Consider the following 17,006-nt stretch of genomic DNA (forward strand, 5'->3'; position numbering starts at 1 on the left):
TTGAAACTGAAAAGCCCCGCAGTGTAACGCTGCGGGGCTTTTTACTGGCTGAAGGTATGCGGATCGGACCCGTCCAGCCTTTCAGTTCTGCGTTTCCGATCGAAATTGCAGTTCACAAAGGCGCCGGTAGATACCGTCCATCTTGTAAAGCTGGTCGTGATTGCCCGTTTCGATCACCTTGCCTGCTTCGAGGACATGAATCGTGTCCGCATCACGTACAGTCGCCAACCGGTGTGCAATAACCAGGGTCGTACGCCCCTTCATAAGCCGTGAAAGTGCAATTTGTACCTTGTTCTCTGACTCGGCATCGAGTGCCGAGGTTGCTTCGTCAAGAAGCAGAATCGGCGCATTTGACAGCATGGCTCTCGCGATGGCGATCCGCTGTCTCTGCCCACCGGAAAGCAGCAGGCCTCCCTCCCCAACCGGGCTGTCGTAGCCTCGCTCCATCGCCATGATGAACTCATGAGCGTTGGCATTCCTGGCGGCTTCCTCAATATCTTTGAGCGATGCACCGGGCCGGCCGATTTCTATGTTCTCCCGAACGCTACGGTCGAACAAAAACGTATCTTGCGTGACAATGGCAATTTGCTGACGCAGCGATGAAACCGAATACTGTCGTATGTCTTGGTCATCGATCAGAATGCGCCCATCCTGCGGCTCGTAGAACCGCTCGATCAGGGCGAAAACGGTCGACTTGCCCGCGCCCGAGCTTCCTACCAACGCAGTTACCTCACCTGCCTTGGCGGTGAGAGTCATGCCATTGAGTGCCGGAGCTTCATCGTACTTGAATGTAATGTTCTCAAGCCGGACTTCGCCGCCTTGAACCTTCAGCACAGGCTTGGCGTCATCATTTGGGTGGCCGTCCTCCATGTCGAGGATTTCATAGAGCAACCGCACGCCAACGAGCTGCGTATTCAGGTTCACCTGAAGGCGAGCAAGCCGTTTCATGGGGTCATAAGCCAGAAGCAGCGCCGTAATGAAGGAGAAAAATGCACCAGGATCCTGACCCAGATGAATCACGCTGTAGCCGCCATAAAGAATGATCATGGCGATGGCAAAGCCACCGAGCGTTTCCATCAAAGGAGAGGTTCTGGCAGTCAAAATGGCAATCTTGTTGGCCTGACGTTCCACATCTGCGACGGCATGATCCATACTGCGCTGCATTTCGCCTTCATAATTGAAGGATTTCACGACACGAATGCCAATCGCCGTTTCCTTCACCAACGACAAGATCTTGGACTGAGAGACAAACTGGGACTTGGCAATTTTGCGCACCCGACGCACGAGATGCGCAACCGCCCATACTGCCGGTGGCATGATCGTCAAGGAGATAAGACTGAGCAGCGGATTCTGATAAATCATCACCGCCACGAGACCAATAACGGACATGACATCACGTCCGGCAGCCAGAATGACCATATCCATGACCTGACGGGCCGCATTGGTATTGTGGGAGAACCTGTTGGCCATCTCACCAAACGACGTGTGGTCGAAGAACCGCATGCCGAGACGATTGACCTTGTCGTACATCTGGCGTTGCAATTTGGCGATGATCGAGTTGCCAATGCGGCTCAGGATCACCTGCTGGCCATAGGTTGCCGCGCCTCGCACCGTGAAGATCCCGATCACGACTGCGGAGATGATATAGACCATCTGCGCATCACGGTTGATAAAGACTTCGTTGATGACATTCTTCATGATCGCCGCGCTGCCCGCTCCGGCTGCAGCGGCCACTGCCATGAACAGAAAGGCGAGCGCATACCGGCCGCGATAATCACGAAAGTTTTCCCGCATCAAGCGCCGTATCAACGCGGGCGCACCGTCAGCATCGGCAAACAATTTGCTACCTAGGGCTTTGAACACCTGAAGTCCTCTTTTCAAAACGCGAGAAAAACCTCGCGTCTTATGGCAAAAAGGGCGACCTGTTCACAAGGCCGCCCCCCAAATTTTCATCGCGTTTTACCGCGCCTCATTCGCCAAGCTCTCAGGCTTCAGGCAGGTTGAGGCGAATGTGCAAGTCACGCAGCTGCGCCGGGAATACCTCGCTCGGCGCACCCATCAAGAGATCCTGCGCCTGTTGGTTCATTGGGAACAATGTAACCTCACGCAGGTTCTTGGCGCCGACCAGCAGCATGATGATGCGATCGATACCGGCGGCCATGCCACCGTGTGGTGGTGCACCATACTGGAATGCGCGGTACATGCCGCCGAACTTTTCCTCAAGCAGGCTCTCGTCATAACCAGCAATTTCAAAGGCCTTTTTCATGACCTCAACCTGGTGGTTACGGATGGCGCCCGAGCCGATCTCAAAACCGTTGCAGACCACGTCGTACTGATAAGCCTTCAACTCGAGCGGATCGGTGGAGTTGAGGCCTTCCAGACCGCCTGCAGGCATGGAGAACGGGTTGTGAGAGAAGTCGACCTTCTTGTTGTCTTCATCCCACTCATACATTGGGAAGTCGACAATCCAGCACAGGGCGAACCGATCTTCATCGATCAGTTCCAGTTCCTCGCCAACGCGCGTGCGGGCCTTGCCTGCAAAATCTGCAAATTTCTTCGGATCGCCTGCGGCAAAGAAGACAGCATCGCCCTCATCAAGACCCAACTGCGTACGAACCGCTTCTGTACGCTCAGGACCAATGTTTTTGGCAATCGGGCCTGCGCCTTCCAGCGTATCGCCTTCCTTGCGGAAGAAGATGTAGCCCAGTCCCGGCTGACCTTCACTCTGCGCCCAAGCGTTCATGCGATCGCAGAACGCACGGGAGCCGCCCTTTGGTGCCGGGATCGCCCAAACCTGAACCTTCGGATCGCTCTCGATCATGCGAGCAAACACCTTGAAACCGGAACCGGCAAAGTGTTCGGTCACTTCCTGCATTTCAATCGGGTTACGCAGGTCCGGCTTGTCAGAGCCGTATTTGCGAATAGCCTCATTGTAAGGAATGCGCGGGAATTCCTGCGTAACGACCTTGCCGTCGGCAAATTCCTCGAACACACCTCGGATGATCGGTTCCATGGTCGTCAGCACGTCTTCTTGCGTGACGAAGCTCATCTCCACGTCGAGCTGGTAGAACTCGCCCGGCAGGCGGTCAGCGCGCGGATCTTCATCACGGAAACATGGTGCAATCTGGAAGTACCGATCAAAGCCGGACATCATCAGCAATTGCTTGAACTGCTGCGGAGCCTGCGGCAGTGCATAGAACTTGCCTGGATGAATGCGTGACGGCACAAGGAAGTCACGAGCGCCTTCTGGCGAAGAGGCAGTCAGGATCGGCGTTTGGAATTCGTTGAATTCTGCCTCGTTCATGCGACGACGCATGGAGTTGATGATCTGCGTGCGCTTCAAGAGGTTGGCGTGAAGGGTTTCACGGCGCAGATCCAGGAAGCGATATTTCAGGCGGATATCTTCCGGGTATTCCGGCTCGCCAAAAACAGGCAGTGGCAGCTCCAGAGAAGATCCCAGAACCTCAATCCCGCGAATGAAGACTTCGATCTGGCCCGTGTCCAGAGAGTCGTTCACGGTTTCGTCGGACCGACGCTTTACCTCGCCGTCGATCCGGAGGCACCATTCCGCGCGAACAGTTTCAGCAAGCTTGAAGGCATCGGAGTCCGGGTCGACCACACACTGCGTCATACCGTAATTGTCACGCAGGTCGATGAACAACAAGCCGCCGTGATCGCGAACGCGATGAACCCAACCGGAAAGGCGAACCGTTTCACCGACATGGGTATCCCGCAGTTCTCCGCAGGTATGGCTTCGATAGCGATGCATAGCGTCCTCAGTGATACTCTTAGAAATCTCGAAAAATGATCTGATAGGTCCTGCCATAGCAGGTCGTCGGGTGGACAAGCCATGTCATAGCGACAAAGTCAAGGGACGCAAGCAAAACACACGTCCATACGCCAATTATTTCCCAGATTACGAAGTTTCGCGGAGGCCCCAACCGGGCGTTTCGCAACTTCCTGTCAATAATATTGAGGTATGCGCGTTGCTACCTTTTTCCCTCAAATTTCATCGCGACAAAAACGCGATGGTGAGGTATAGCTCGCAAACCATGAAGATGATCACCACAACCGACGAGTTGGCGCGGGCCTGCGCCCTACTCGAACAATCAGACTACATTACGATCGATACCGAGTTTCTTCGGGAAACAACGTTTTGGCCAAAGCTCTGCGTCATTCAAATGGCCAGCCCCGACGACGCGGTCATCGTTGATGCTCTCGCAGACGGACTGGATCTGACGCCGTTCTTCGATCTGATGCGCAACGAAGCTGTGACCAAGGTTTTTCACGCAGCCCGGCAGGATATCGAAATCATCTATCATCTGGGTGGGTTTGTACCCAGCCCGGTCTTTGATAGCCAGGTTGCTGCCATGGTGTGCGGCTTCGGCGATTCGGTTTCTTATGACCAGCTGGTACAAAAGGTCACCGGCACAAGCATCGACAAGTCATCGCGTTTTACCGACTGGTCGCGTCGGCCATTGACCGAAAAACAGCTTGCCTACGCTCTGGCCGACGTCACTCACCTGCGTAATGTGTATCGCTATCTCATCAAACGCCTTGATGAACAGGGTCGCGCCCATTGGGTCGAAGATGAGATGAAAACCCTCACCTCCGAAGAAACCTATCGATCAGATCCCGCCAAAGCCTGGCAACGCTTGAAGCTTCGCATCAAGAAGCCGCGAGATCTTGCCATTCTCAAGGAACTGGCTGCATGGCGAGAGGCTGAAGCGCAAGGACGCGATATTCCGCGAAGCCGCGTTTTGAAGGATGATGCGATCTACGAGATATCGGTGCAGCATCCAACCACAGCAGCTGCACTAGGCCAGTTGCGGACCATCCCCAAAGGATTTGAACGCTCACGGCATGCCGATGGCATCCTGCAAGCAGTCAAACGCGCCATGGATGTTCCAGAGGATGATCTGCCGTCGCTGCCCAAAGGACGGCCTGCGCCCGATGGATCCGGTGCTGCAGTCGATCTTCTCAAGGTTCTCCTGAAAATGACAAGCGAGAACTCCGGTGTCGCACCAAAGATCATTGCGACAGTGGAAGACCTTGAAAAGATTGCCGCAGACGACGAGGCCGAGGTTGCCGCTTTGAAGGGATGGCGCAGAGAGCTGTTTGGCGAGCCTGCCTTGCGCTTGAAGCGCGGAGAAGTCGCCTTGGCATTCAATGGCCGCCAGGTAACCCTTTGCGAACAAGGTGAACCCGTCGAGCGGATTGTCACCAGTCGAAAAAGCAGCAACCGGCGCACGCGTCCACCGCGGACAAAACAAACGGATACCAAGGCAAATTCCGATGCCTGATAAAAAATGGCCCCAGCCGATTGGCGGGGCCATTTTTATAAGCCGTAAAGCGTTTCAATTTACGCTGCTGCCTGGACGATTTGGGACTCGAGCTCCAGAAGTCGCGACAGCTGATTCATACGCTTGCGCAACCGCTCACCGTCAAAGTCCCAATAGCCCTCGGGCAATTCCAATGTCAGCTGGCCATCTGCGAGATTGACCCTCAGTTCCGAGAGAACACCAGCAATCGAGGCGCTTAGCAAAGAGGCGACCCTCAATGCGGCTCCGAGTATCTTGGCGCGCTGTAGCAGACGTTCATCACACAACTCACGCAGTTGCGGGGACACGGCATCGTCGACCAACCCTTCATGGCGATAGAAAACAGACAAGGCCAGATAGGCCCGGCCAGGATGATCAATGCCAACAAAGCCCGCGTTGGAGATGATGTTGAGCGACTGTTCGCCTCGATAATCGGGATGGGCGCGCCAGCCGATGTCCGAAAGATGGCAGGCGGCAACGCGCAGTCTGCGCTCGTAGGCGGTTTCGTCCACCTGCCCCAGCTTCATGATGCGGTCGGTCCATGTAACCAGTTCCGCGCCATATTGCGGGGATCTGGCACGAAGCACACCCAGTTCACGCGATGCTTCGATCAGCGGATCCTTCTCCCGCTCTGCTTCATCCAGCAACTCATAAAGCAAACCTTCGCGCACGCCGAGAGCGGAGAACACAACCTTGTCAACACGGCTTTGCTGCAGGACATGCCGCATGACCGCTGCCCCGTAAGGCAACAATGCGCGACGAGCTTTGGAGATGAACTGGATACCGCGCATAGAGACCTCCTCATCGCGCATGACGCGCTCGCAGAAAGCCATTGCCTCGTCTGCGGGGATCTCGTAGTCGTGCATTACGTGGAGCGGATATCCTTCTCGGAAGAGGTGCAGGCGTCCGAGAGAGCGCCATGTGCCGCCAATTGCAAAGAAGGTGCGGTCTTTCCCTTCCTTGAGCCATTCTGCTTTTTCCAGTTCGCCAGCGGCTATCTTGGCTGCCTTTGCAACGTTTTTCTTGGAGGTTTCCTGAAGCCGGATGCCGCCAAGGGGGAACGTGCGCCCCTCCCCAATCTCGCCTTGGTTCAGATTGACCAGTTCCAGGCTGCCTCCCCCAAGATCGCCGACCATTCCGTCAGCATAATAGAAGCCGGAAACCACGCCTTTTGCGGAGTAGTAGGCCTCGTCCTTGCCAGACAGTATCTTCACTGGCGTCTGGCAGATTTCTTCGACCTTTTGAATGAAATCGGGGCCGTTTTCAGCTTCTCGTGCCGCCGCAGTGGCCAGAATATGAAGCTGCTGCACACCCACGTGGTCGCAGACGCGGCGATAGCGCCGAATGGCTTTCAGGGCCGCATCGACCCGATCATCAGCCAATCGCCCCGTCTCACCCAGCCCCCGGCCGAGTCCGGCCAGCATTTTTTCATTAAAGAGCGACGTGGGGCTGCGTGACAGTCGCTCATAAACAACCAGTCGGATAGAATTGGATCCGATATCAATGATGGCAACGGGGCCGTTTTCTGTAAATCGGCCCCGAATACACTCACCCTCTAAACCTTCAGGCACTTTTCGGGCGCTCCACAAACAGTTTCGGGCTATCACCCTTGAGTGATGAGCCACGTCCAGACAGTGACGGATTCGTCATGAAGTACATGTGTGCATTGAACGGATCTTCATCAGGCGCAGCGATGATACGCTCATGACTGCCGTCTGGAAGCAAGCGCCAGCTTTGCTGGTTATCTTCAAGGTTGGCGACCATAATCTGATCCAGAATCTGTTCGTGCACAGTCGGGTTGACCACCGGCGCCAACGTTTCAACGCGGCGATCAAGGTTTCTCGGCATAAGGTCCGCTGAGCCGATATACACATGTGCTTCGCGAGATGGAAGCCCATGACCGTTTCCGAAACAGAAAATTCGGCTATGTTCAAGAAAACGCCCAACAATTGATTTTACCCGGATATTGTCTGAAAGCCCCGGAATCTCCGGACGCAGGCAGCAAATTCCGCGCACGATCAAATCTATCTGAACCCCGGCCTGGCTAGCTCGGTACAGACAATCGATAATGCCTGGATCGACCAGCGAGTTCATTTTCATCCACACCTGCGCCGGACGACCTGCGCGGGCATGTTCAATCTCCGCTTCAATCCGGTCAATGATCCGCTGGCGAAGGGTCATTGGAGAGATTTCTATTCTCTCGAGCGCGCCCGGCTCTGCATAGCCTGTGATGAAATTGAAAATCTTGGCAGTATCCCGCGCGATTTCAGGATCTGCGGTAAACCACGACAGGTCCGTGTAGATTCGAGCCGTGATCGGGTGATAATTGCCGGTACCGATGTGGCAATAGGTGCGAAGCCCACCATGCTCGCGGCGCACTACCATGGACAGCTTGGCATGTGTCTTCAGTTCCAGAAAACCGAAGACAACCTGCACACCCGCCCGCTCCAGATCTCGCGCCCAGCGAATGTTTGCTTCTTCGTCAAACCGCGCTTTCAACTCCACCAGAGCCGTTACCGACTTGCCGGCCTCGGCGGCCTCTATCAGCGCCTTGACGATGGGTGAGTTGTTGGAGGTACGATAGAGTGTTTGTTTTACGGCCAGAACGTCCGGATCCTGAGCGGCCTGACGCAGATACTGCACCACCACATCGAAGCTCTCATAAGGGTGGTGGACGAGAATGTCCTTTTGCTGGATCGCAGCAAAGCAGTCGCCTCCATGTTCGCGAATACGTTCCGGGAAACGTGCCGTGTACTTCGGGAACTTGAGATCATCGCGCTTGATGTCAATCAGTTGAGAAAGCTCGTTGAGAGCCAGCATTCCATTGACCTTGAACACTTCCGTACCAACGATATTGAGTTCGTCGGCCACGAAACGCATCAGGTTTGCAGGCGTGCCTTCCTCGATTTCCAGACGAATGACAGATCCCAACCGGCGGCGCTTCAGGGCGCTTTCAAACAGGCGCACGAGGTCTTCGGCTTCTTCTTCGATTTCCAGATCCGAGTCGCGGATCACGCGAAACGCGCCTTTGCCGCGCACTTCATACCCGGGGAAAAGCTGCTGTATGAACAAGCTTATGATCGTCTCGACCGGGATGAACCGGGTGACCTGGGTACCGTTATCCAAGCTGGTTTCCGGCAGCATGACAAAGCGGCCGATCTGACCCGGCATGCGCAACAGCGCAGTCATGCCGGCCCCGCCCTTCACGGGTTTCAGATCCAGTACCAGAGAGAAACCAAGGTTTGGAATGAACGGGAATGGATGGGCAGGATCAAGTGCCAGAGGCGTCAACACCGGAAAGATGTGAGCCAGAAAGTAATCCTCCAACCAAACACGTTCATCAGAGCTCAAATCCTCGCCATCGATGATGAAAATCCCCTCTTCTGCCAGCTCGGTGCGCAACTGGCGGAATCGGGATTGCTGGTCGCTTTGCAGGCGATCGGTTGCCTCTGAGATCTTCTCCAGTTGCTCGCTGGGGGTCAGGCCATCATCCGACCGCTTGGTTACCCCCGCGATCTGCTGGCCGCGCAAACCCGCAACGCGCACCATGAAGAACTCATCGAGATTGTTTGCGGAGATAGACAAGAACCGAAGGCGTTCCAGCAGCGGATGGCTGGGGTTCATGGACTCTTCCAGAACCCGCCGGTTGAACTGCAACCACGACAACTCACGGTTGACGAAGCGCTCTGGAGAACGCATCAACTCCGCACCATCGTCCAGATTGACGAACTCCTGTTCGCGCGTCGTCATAGGCTGCGCGCTCAATTCCGTTGCTTCACTCATTTCTGGCACCTCCGGAGGGAATTTCTGTTAAGACCTCAATCAACCCAAATAGTTACAACTATTTGTCAGTGCGGGCAAAAACTCTACTTATTCATCTAAACTTTCCAGCATGCGCGAAGCCATGACCCGTGTGATCTTGCGCCCGCTGGCCAGCGCCAGTCGATCGAGCCGATCAACCATCTGCGCTGCCGTATTCAAGGAGCGCTCGATCCGCACCACAAGAAAATCCACCACGTTGGCGTCAATGGCAATCTGTCGGTCGGCGAACAGCTTGGTCAATACCATGCGCAACAGCATGTCGTCCGGCTCCTCGATCTCCACGGGGGTACAGGCCCGGAAACGGGAAGCAAGATCAGGGAGTTGCAGGTTCATCGACTGCGGCCAACTCCGGGTTGTGATCAGCATTGTGCTGCCGTGAAGGCGCACCGCATTGAACAAGTGGAACAAGCTGCGCTCGTCAAAACCGACGTGAATATCCTCCACCACCACGGGGCCGCTTTCGGCCAGGGTGTTGATATCGAACCGATGCAGATCAACGGCTCGCACGATATGGGCGCCGCTCATTTCGACCCACACATTGGCCAGGTGGGTCTTGCCCGACCCAATGGGGCCTGCAAGAAGAACTACAGGGGAAGGCCATTCCGGCCAACTATTAACTAGGTTGAATGCGACCTGATTGGACGAACTCACCAAATAATCATCAATACCCAATGCCTCCTCATGAGGCAAAACCAACGGCAATTGCTGTGGTGTGATCGTTCCGTTCATTCCAATTCTTCCAACTTATTTGTAGCTTTCGGTGCCGCAGCGTAAAATGGACTAGACAAATACTGTCTAAGTCCAAATCGCGCCAACACACCAACTGCGGCTGCGGCAGGTATGGCAATAAGCATCCCGACAAACCCCATCAAGCTTCCGAACGCGAACAAGGCGAACATCAGCCATACGGGATGCAGTCCCACCGAATGGCCAACAAGCTTGGGCTGCAGGATATTCCCCTCCAGAAACTGGCCCGTGGCGAAAACCAGAAGGACGGCTCCGATCATCAGCGGGTCTGGCCAGAACTGGAACAAGGCGACACCGATTGACATCAGAAAGCCCGCCAGAGCGCCGACATAGGGGATAAAGCTCACCAATCCCGCCGTGAGCCCGATCAGCAGGCCGAACTTCAGTCCGACCAGCAACAGCCCCACCGCATAGAATGTTCCCAATATAAGACACACAAGTACCTGACCACGCACGAAACCTGCAACGGCCGCATCCATTTGTCCGCATAATTCACGGATGGTCTGTTGGTGCGCACGGGGTAACCAACTATCAATGCGGGCAATCATGTCGTCCCAGTCCAGAAGGAGATAAAAAGCAACCACCGGGGTGACCACCAAAAGCGAAATGATGGACAACAAAGCTTGTCCGCCGCTCCACACCGATTGCAGGACCGTCGCCAACCAACTGGCCGCCTTGCCCATTATATCCCCCAGGGAGGACTGCACCTGCGCCTGCGAGATCAACCCCTTGTCGTGCAACCAGGGCCCGATGTGATCGGTGATGAGAGCTTCCAGCCCGGTCACAATACGGGGCAATTCTTCCAGAAAACCAGCAATCTGGCTGCCGACGAGAGGACCGATGATCAGTAGAACCGAAATGAATACGACCACAAACAGAACGAGGATAATCAGCGTGGCCAATAGACGGCCGAAGCCGTGCCTTTCAAAAAAATCTGCAACTGGATCAAGAAGGTAGGCCAATGCCATGCCGGCTACAAACGGGAGAAGGATGCTGCTGAAAACGAGGAGAAACAGCACAAGCCCAATGAAGGTGGCGACCCAGAACCACACTTGTTGACGCAAAGTCATTTCTTCAACACCCTCCCGCTACACTTTAAACGCGAATTACCAATTGCGTTCCCTGCTGTGTTAAGCACCCCGCCAATGGAGGGTCAAGGCTTTCACCAGTTCCAAGGCAGATTATCCCTAAACGGGCATAAACCCAAATGGGCATGCTTGATTTCCCCGCCTCGAGGGCGCCGCGTTGCGCCGATTGACCACCCCGGGGCCACGTTGGGGACGAACTCCATGGGATTTGGCGGCCTGTCCCTTGCATTCGCCCCTGTTTTTGGGTTCTATGCGCGCACATTCAACAAGGCGTGTGGCCTGTGGCCTCTCTTAGAATATGGAGCTGAAACATGAGCCAGAATGGCGGTTCTCCCCTCACCTATGCTCAGGCAGGTGTGGACATTGATGCAGGCAACGCGCTTGTCAAACGGATCAGCCCTCTGGTGAAGGCCACACGGCGTCCCGGCGCTGACAGCGACATTGGCGGGTTCGGCGGCCTTTTCGACCTTAAGGGCGCAGGGTTCAAGGACCCGGTACTGGTCGCGGCAAATGATGGCGTGGGAACGAAACTGAAGATCGCCATCGATACGGACACCCACGACACGGTTGGTATCGATCTTGTCGCCATGTGCGTCAACGATCTGATTGTTCAGGGCGCAGAACCCCTGTTTTTTCTCGATTATTTTGCCTGCGGATCGCTGGATGTGGACCGCGCCACAGACGTGGTGGCTGGTATCGCAGAAGGCTGCAAACAGGCTGGCTGCGCGCTGATTGGCGGCGAAACCGCAGAAATGCCGGGTATGTACGCCAAGGATGACTATGATCTGGCCGGATTTGCCGTCGGGGCTGCGGAACGGGGCACTCTTTTGCCGCGGGCCGATCTGGCCGAGGGGGATGTGGTGCTTGGTCTCGCCTCCAATGGCGTGCACTCCAACGGCTACTCGCTGGTGCGCAAGATTGTCGAGCGTTCAGGCCTAGAGTGGACCGACGCTGCACCGTTTGACGCCGAGACCACCTTGGGCCGTGCCTTGATGGCGCCTACACGCATCTACGTCAAACCCTTGCTGGAGGCCATACGCACCACAAACGGCGTGAAGGCGTTGGCCCACATTACAGGCGGCGGGCTGCCGGAAAACCTACCGCGTGTGCTTCCGGACACCTTGAGCGCGCGCATTGACCTGACGGCGATCAAGGCTCCTTCCGTATTCAAATGGCTGGCTGAAACCGGTCAGATCGAGGAAGCCGAGTTGCTGCGTACATTCAATTGCGGCGTTGGCATGGTTGTGGTTGTTTCCGCGGACGAAGCAGACGCCGTCAGTACCTGTCTTACTCAGGCTGGCGAGCGCGTTTTCCGCCTCGGAGAAATGGTGAAGCGCGGCGCGTATGCCGTTGAATTTACAGGGACTTTGGGTCTTTAAGAATGACGGAACAAACGAAGAAGCGCGTCGCCATCCTGATTTCCGGGCGCGGTAGCAACATGGTGTCTTTGATTGAGGCCGCCACCCAGGACGGTTACCCGGCCGAAGTCGTGGTCGTGGGATCGAACCGCCCAGATGCACCGGGACTGGAAAAGGCCTCTCAAGCAGGCCTTGAGACATTTACACTGGATCACAAGACCTTTGGCAAGGATCGCGAGGCGTTTGACACCGCGCTCAGCACCAAGTTGAAGCAACACAAGGTCGATCTGGTGGTGCTGGCGGGTTTCATGCGCCTTCTTACGCGCGGTTTCACCGAGGAATGGGCAGGTCGCATGATCAACATCCACCCCGCCTTGCTGCCCAGTTTTCCGGGGTTGAACACTCATGAACGAGCGCTAGAGGCGGGTGTCAAGCTGCATGGTGCCACCGTGCACTTCGTAACCAGTGACATGGACGCCGGGCCAATCATCATGCAAGGTGCTGTCCCTGTACTGGACGAAGACACACCGGAGACCCTCGGTGCACGCGTTCTTGACGTTGAACACCAGATATACCCAGAGGCTCTGGCACTGGTGGCTGCAGACCGGACACGCATTGAAGGCCAACGGGTAACCATTATCGGCAGCGATGATCTGGATGACGACCTGATTGCACCCACGGTGTAATCCCCTTTTGCGTCAGGGGATATCTTTGACCTTGAGTTGGGTATCTCCTGAGCTGACGCGGCCTGTCCCCTATTTCGTTTTTGTGTCGTTGGATGCGTTCATTCGTGCGTTCGTTTGCGCGAAACTGTCATTTCATGCGTTCAAATCCACGGCCCAGCGCACCGCCGTCTTGTAGAGAGACACCTTCCGTTCCAGAGAGCAACAGGCTGCCCTGCAAGCGCTCTCCGCCTCCCCGCGCGACCTGTAACTGTTGAATTTAATTCACTCAAGATCCAGATCATACAAGAACTGCTGATTGATGGCGTTGCACACCCCTTGCAGGTCCGGGTAGAGGCTGGCCGCCCCAATGCCAAGGTAGCTCAAGGAGGCCATGATGGCCCGCACGCACTCACGCGGTACCTTGAACTCCGTAACGTTGGCCCCAACCTCCGGACTGTGATCAAGGGACAGGAACCGCCCATACGCATCCGAGAACTGGTGGACGGTAAAGTACCCATTCTGCGCGATGATGCGCGGATTGTTGCGCACCGGACGGTATACCCGTGTTTTCTCCTGATCCCACGGCCCCAACGCCAAGTCCGGCTGCATGTCCAAATTGCGTGTATCAAGCATATAGACATAGGTGTAGGCGCGATTGTGAGACAGCACGCTGTTGCATGCGAACCAAAGCGCAGCCAGCGGATTCGACGTCCAGTCCAGAAGGCGCGTCTTGAGACCATAATGCTGGGCCTTCACCAGGACTTCCCAGTCACTTTCTTTGGCGGAGATATGGGGCGCTCCCACTTCTCGCAGCTTGGAAATCATCTGTTGTTCAATGCGCGTGCTGTTCCAGTTGGGCATGTGGCGGGCAATTGACGGCAAGAGATTGCCGGAACGGGATTGGCCACGGTAGATCACCGCGCCGTTGGTGGGTTTGTCGACATTTACAGATTCGAGAAACTCAATGAGAGTGCACGTGATACGCGTCCGTATGTCGCTGATATCGTCCTGCAGCACATGACCTCCCGCGCCCCAAGGTATGATGTGTGGCGTGTGGCCTCCTCTCCCCGTGGAACACCACCGCCACTACAAATCATAGGCGAGCATCAATCCCTGCTTCAATCGGTAGGATCACGGCGTGACAACTGACCACCACCAAGGGCCGGGTTTGGACGCCCTGGCTTTGCGCCCCCGAGCCCAGCGCACTGCTAGTTCGAAAGTTTCCTGATCGCAACGCGGGTATCGTGGAACGCGGCTCCGCCAAACGGGGCAACCTGATCCGCTCCTGTCAACGTGTTGATGCCATTGCCATTGACGAAGCACTTGTTCGGCCAAAGCCCTTCGGACACCACGGTGCCTTGACGCACATGCTCGCCAATGGCGGCGTGCAAATGCACCTCCCCGCGGGTGTTCTGAAGTGCGATCAGATCCCCTTGTGCAATGCCGAGCTGCTGCGCATCATCTGCATGCAGCATGGCTACGGGCTTGCCTTCCTTTTTCAATGAGGACTCGGTTTCGTTGAAGCTGGAGTTCAAGAACGAACGGGCCGGCGCCGTAACGAGCCGGAACGGTTCTTCTGCGCTGGGGTGTTCCGGTGTTTCCCAGTAATCGGGCAAAGCAGGTAGATCCTGCCAAGGCCCCATCGGACCGGCATTGGGTGCAGGGACTTTCAGCCAATCGGGTTTGAAGCGGAACCTGCCATCAGGATAACCGAACCCGTTCAGGTAGTGGCTTTCTTCGAACCCGGGCTGGCAATCGATCCAGCGCTCGCGCTCCAGACGCTCAAGCCCACCATACCCGGAGGCTTGCAACATCCAGTCAACATGTTCGCGTGCGCTCCACTCATGAGAATCCAAGGGCGCGCCACCCAGCCGGGCAATCAGCTCATTGACGACATAAAGGTTTTCTCGGGCCTCCCCCGGCGCCTCTATGATCTTGGGACCAAACAGAATGCTTTGCTGGCCGCCCGCCTTGTAGATGTCGTCATGTTCGAGAAACTGGGTCGCTGGAAGCACGATATCAGCCATCTCCGCCGTTTCCGTCATGAACTGTTCGTGCACCACGGTAAACAGGTCCTCACGCGCAAATCCCTTTTTGACCAGCTCCTGTTCGGGCGCCACCGACATGGGATTGGTATTCTGGATTAACATGGCAGTCACGGGCGGACCGCCCATCAACGCCTCGGCATCGCCGGTGAGAATGCGTCCTACCTGTGACATGTCGAGCTTGCGGATCTGACTGTCGTGCAGTGCCTCGCCCTGCACCATGCTTGTGTCCAGCTTGAAGATGCCGCCGTTATTGTGAAAGGCGCCGCCGCCTTCATACTGATAGTGACCGCCCACCACCGCTATGCAACTGGCCGCATGCATGGAGACAACGCCATTTCTTGAACGGGTAAAGCCATATCCAAGCCGGAAAAAGGTGCGCTGGGTGGTGCCGATGTGATGCGCGAAGGTTTCGATTTCCTCCACACTCAGACCAGTAATGGCAGCAGCCCATTCTGGCCCCCTGGTTTTCAGATGGTCTTCAAGTTCCTCAGGCACATCCGCATAGCGGGCCATATAGGCCCGATCTGCATAACCATCGCGAAACAGAATGTGCATCACGGCACAGGCCAGTGCAGCGTCCGTACCGGGCTTGATGACAAGGCCGATATCCGCCTGTTTCATGGTTTCGGTGCGGTAGACATCCACGACGGCGATCTTGGCCCCGCGTGTCTTGCGCGCCTTGATCGCATGGGTCATCACGTTGACTTGGGTGGCAACGGCGTTGGTGCCCCAGATAACGACAAAATCCGAAAGGGCGATCTCGCGAGGATCCGGGCCTGTGAGGCTGCCTGTGCCTGCAATGTAGCCAGTCCAGGCCATATTGGTGCAGAAGGTGCCGTACATGCCGGAATAGCCCTTGGCGTTGCGCAGGCGATTGATGCTGTCGCGCTGTACCAACCCCATGGTTCCGGCATAATAATAGGGCCAAACGGCCAAGGACCCATTTGCGGCTTCGGCAGCCTTGAACCGCTGGGTGATTTCGTCGAGCGCCTCCTCCCAAGAGATACGGGCAAACTGGCCACTGCCCTTCGGTCCCGTGCGGCGCATAGGATGCAGCAGCCGGTCCGGGTGGTGAATACGCTCCGCGTACCGGGCCACCTTGGCGCAGATGACACCCGCCGTATACGTATTGTCCTTGGCGCCAAACAGGCGCTTGACCCGCCCTTCAGGGCTCAACTCCACCTCTACAGCACAGGTGGACGGACAATCATGAGGGCAAGCGGAGAATTTCCGCGGCGGCTTTACGGTCTTGTTCATGAACCCCTGCTTTGTGCTCAAATGCTCCCGGTGCGGCAGCTCACAGTAATAACAGCGGCCACCAGTTACAACGAAAAAGCCACGGGTACGCAGACCAATACCTGCCATAAAAAAGAAAAGGAGCCAGCGGTGACGCCAGCTCCCTTCGAATGGTGTTCCGTCGTTACGAAAGCTGATCAGCCCACGATTTCGGTCTCGGAGAACCAGTAGGAAATTTCCTGCGCAGCTGTTTCCGGAGCATCGGAACCGTGTACGGAGTTTTCGCCCAGCGACAGTGCAAATTCCTTGCGGATGGTACCTTCCGCAGCTTCGGCCGGGTTGGTTGCGCCCATGACTTCGCGGTTCTTGGCAATGGCATTTTCGCCTTCCAGAACCTGCACGATGGTTGGGCCAGAGGACATGAACTCGGTCAGTTCGCCAAAGAACGGACGTTCCTTGTGAACGGCATAGAAGCCTTCAGCCTGCTTCAGGGTCATCCATACGCGCTTGGATGCAACAACGCGCAAACCAGCTTCTTCAAGCTTGGCGGTGATGGCGCCGGTCAGATTGCGCTTGGTTGCATCCGGTTTGATCATGGAAAAAGTACGTTCGATGGCCATTATGTCCTGCCTGTCAGTTCCCTGTGGTCACTTGTTTGCCCCTTGCGCAACCGCCGCTCCCCGACGGCCCGCCAAAGGCAGGGTGAAACCTGTTGGTTCAA

The 17,006-nt window shown here is 56.1% G+C and carries 12 protein-coding genes; 3 read left to right on the plus strand and 9 right to left on the minus strand.

What is annotated here, in order from left to right; translation table 11 throughout:
• Positions 1-81 precede the first annotated feature (81 nt).
• Entirely contained in the window at positions 82-1,863 is a 1,782-nt protein-coding gene (locus tag G512_RS0117040) for an ABC transporter ATP-binding protein (RefSeq protein WP_028482757.1), read from the minus strand.
• A 121-nt stretch (positions 1,864-1,984) separates the two neighbouring features.
• Complete coding sequence (gene aspS / locus G512_RS0117045; protein WP_028482758.1) at positions 1,985-3,769, minus strand: aspartate--tRNA ligase; 1,785 nt, start codon at positions 3,767-3,769, stop codon at positions 1,985-1,987.
• 289 nt (positions 3,770-4,058) lie between these two features.
• Between aspS and rnd the strand changes: the two genes are divergently transcribed.
• Positions 4,059-5,303, plus strand: a complete 1,245-nt coding sequence (gene rnd / locus G512_RS0117050) for a ribonuclease D (protein WP_208975071.1) — start codon at positions 4,059-4,061, stop codon at positions 5,301-5,303.
• A 59-nt stretch (positions 5,304-5,362) separates the two neighbouring features.
• Here the strand turns inward: rnd and ppx are convergent, their stop codons facing one another.
• The 4 genes from ppx to G512_RS0117070 all read right to left on the minus strand — a co-directional run bounded on the left by ppx (position 5,363) and on the right by G512_RS0117070 (position 10,960).
• Complete coding sequence (ppx, locus tag G512_RS0117055; RefSeq protein WP_228130528.1) at positions 5,363-6,892, minus strand: exopolyphosphatase; 1,530 nt, start codon at positions 6,890-6,892, stop codon at positions 5,363-5,365.
• Positions 6,885-9,104: an RNA degradosome polyphosphate kinase gene (locus G512_RS0117060; RefSeq protein WP_028482761.1), complete on the minus strand. Its 2,220-nt coding sequence runs from the start codon at positions 9,102-9,104 to the stop codon at positions 6,885-6,887. The genes ppx and G512_RS0117060 overlap by 8 nt, the downstream gene beginning before the upstream one ends.
• An 87-nt stretch (positions 9,105-9,191) precedes the next feature.
• Positions 9,192-9,872: an HdaA/DnaA family protein gene (locus G512_RS0117065; RefSeq protein WP_028482762.1), complete on the minus strand. Its 681-nt coding sequence runs from the start codon at positions 9,870-9,872 to the stop codon at positions 9,192-9,194.
• The gene (locus tag G512_RS0117070; RefSeq protein ID WP_028482763.1) at positions 9,869-10,960 is read right to left on the minus strand and encodes an AI-2E family transporter; all 1,092 of its coding nucleotides are present in this window, start codon (positions 10,958-10,960) and stop codon (positions 9,869-9,871) included. Before G512_RS0117070 ends, G512_RS0117065 begins: the two co-directional genes overlap by 4 nt.
• Before the next feature lie 329 nt (positions 10,961-11,289).
• Between G512_RS0117070 and purM the strand changes: the two genes are divergently transcribed.
• Positions 11,290-12,357: a phosphoribosylformylglycinamidine cyclo-ligase gene (gene purM / locus G512_RS0117080; RefSeq protein ID WP_028482764.1), complete on the plus strand. Its 1,068-nt coding sequence runs from the start codon at positions 11,290-11,292 to the stop codon at positions 12,355-12,357.
• Positions 12,358-12,359: 2 nt separating this feature from the next.
• Positions 12,360-13,022 (plus strand): phosphoribosylglycinamide formyltransferase, encoded by a 663-nt coding sequence (gene purN, locus G512_RS0117085; protein WP_028482765.1) that lies wholly within the window; start codon positions 12,360-12,362, stop codon positions 13,020-13,022.
• A gap of 261 nt (positions 13,023-13,283) precedes the next feature.
• Here purN and G512_RS0117095 read toward each other — a convergent pair whose 3' ends face one another.
• From G512_RS0117095 to ndk, 3 genes are all read right to left on the minus strand, one after another.
• Positions 13,284-14,018 carry an FRG domain-containing protein gene (locus tag G512_RS0117095; RefSeq protein ID WP_028482766.1) on the minus strand — a complete coding sequence of 245 codons (735 nt, stop codon included), beginning with the start codon at positions 14,016-14,018 and terminating at the stop codon, positions 13,284-13,286.
• Between the two features lie 191 nt (positions 14,019-14,209).
• On the minus strand, positions 14,210-16,306 hold the full coding sequence (locus tag G512_RS0117100; RefSeq protein ID WP_028482767.1) for a molybdopterin-containing oxidoreductase family protein: 2,097 nt from the start codon (positions 16,304-16,306) through the stop codon (positions 14,210-14,212).
• 176 nt (positions 16,307-16,482) lie between these two features.
• On the minus strand, positions 16,483-16,905 hold the full coding sequence (ndk, locus tag G512_RS0117105; RefSeq protein ID WP_028482768.1) for a nucleoside-diphosphate kinase: 423 nt from the start codon (positions 16,903-16,905) through the stop codon (positions 16,483-16,485).
• Between the last annotated feature and the right edge of the window lie 101 nt (positions 16,906-17,006).

Origin of the sequence: Pseudovibrio exalbescens DSM 16456 (assembly GCF_000422785.1) — a bacterium.
Lineage (GTDB): Bacteria > Pseudomonadota > Alphaproteobacteria > Rhizobiales > Stappiaceae > Pseudovibrio > Pseudovibrio exalbescens.

Coding starts and splice junctions, on each gene's coding strand:
- aspS (WP_028482758.1), bottom strand. CDS start 3,769: ATGCATCGCTATCGAAGCCATACCTGCGGAGAACTGCGGGATACCCAT.
- rnd (WP_208975071.1), top strand. CDS start 4,059: ATGATCACCACAACCGACGAGTTGGCGCGGGCCTGCGCCCTACTCGAA.
- ndk (WP_028482768.1), bottom strand. CDS start 16,905: ATGGCCATCGAACGTACTTTTTCCATGATCAAACCGGATGCAACCAAG.
- purM (WP_028482764.1), top strand. CDS start 11,290: ATGAGCCAGAATGGCGGTTCTCCCCTCACCTATGCTCAGGCAGGTGTG.
- G512_RS0117100 (WP_028482767.1), bottom strand. CDS start 16,306: ATGAACAAGACCGTAAAGCCGCCGCGGAAATTCTCCGCTTGCCCTCAT.
- purN (WP_028482765.1), top strand. CDS start 12,360: ATGACGGAACAAACGAAGAAGCGCGTCGCCATCCTGATTTCCGGGCGC.
- G512_RS0117060 (WP_028482761.1), bottom strand. CDS start 9,104: ATGAGTGAAGCAACGGAATTGAGCGCGCAGCCTATGACGACGCGCGAA.
- G512_RS0117065 (WP_028482762.1), bottom strand. CDS start 9,872: ATGAACGGAACGATCACACCACAGCAATTGCCGTTGGTTTTGCCTCAT.
- G512_RS0117070 (WP_028482763.1), bottom strand. CDS start 10,960: ATGACTTTGCGTCAACAAGTGTGGTTCTGGGTCGCCACCTTCATTGGG.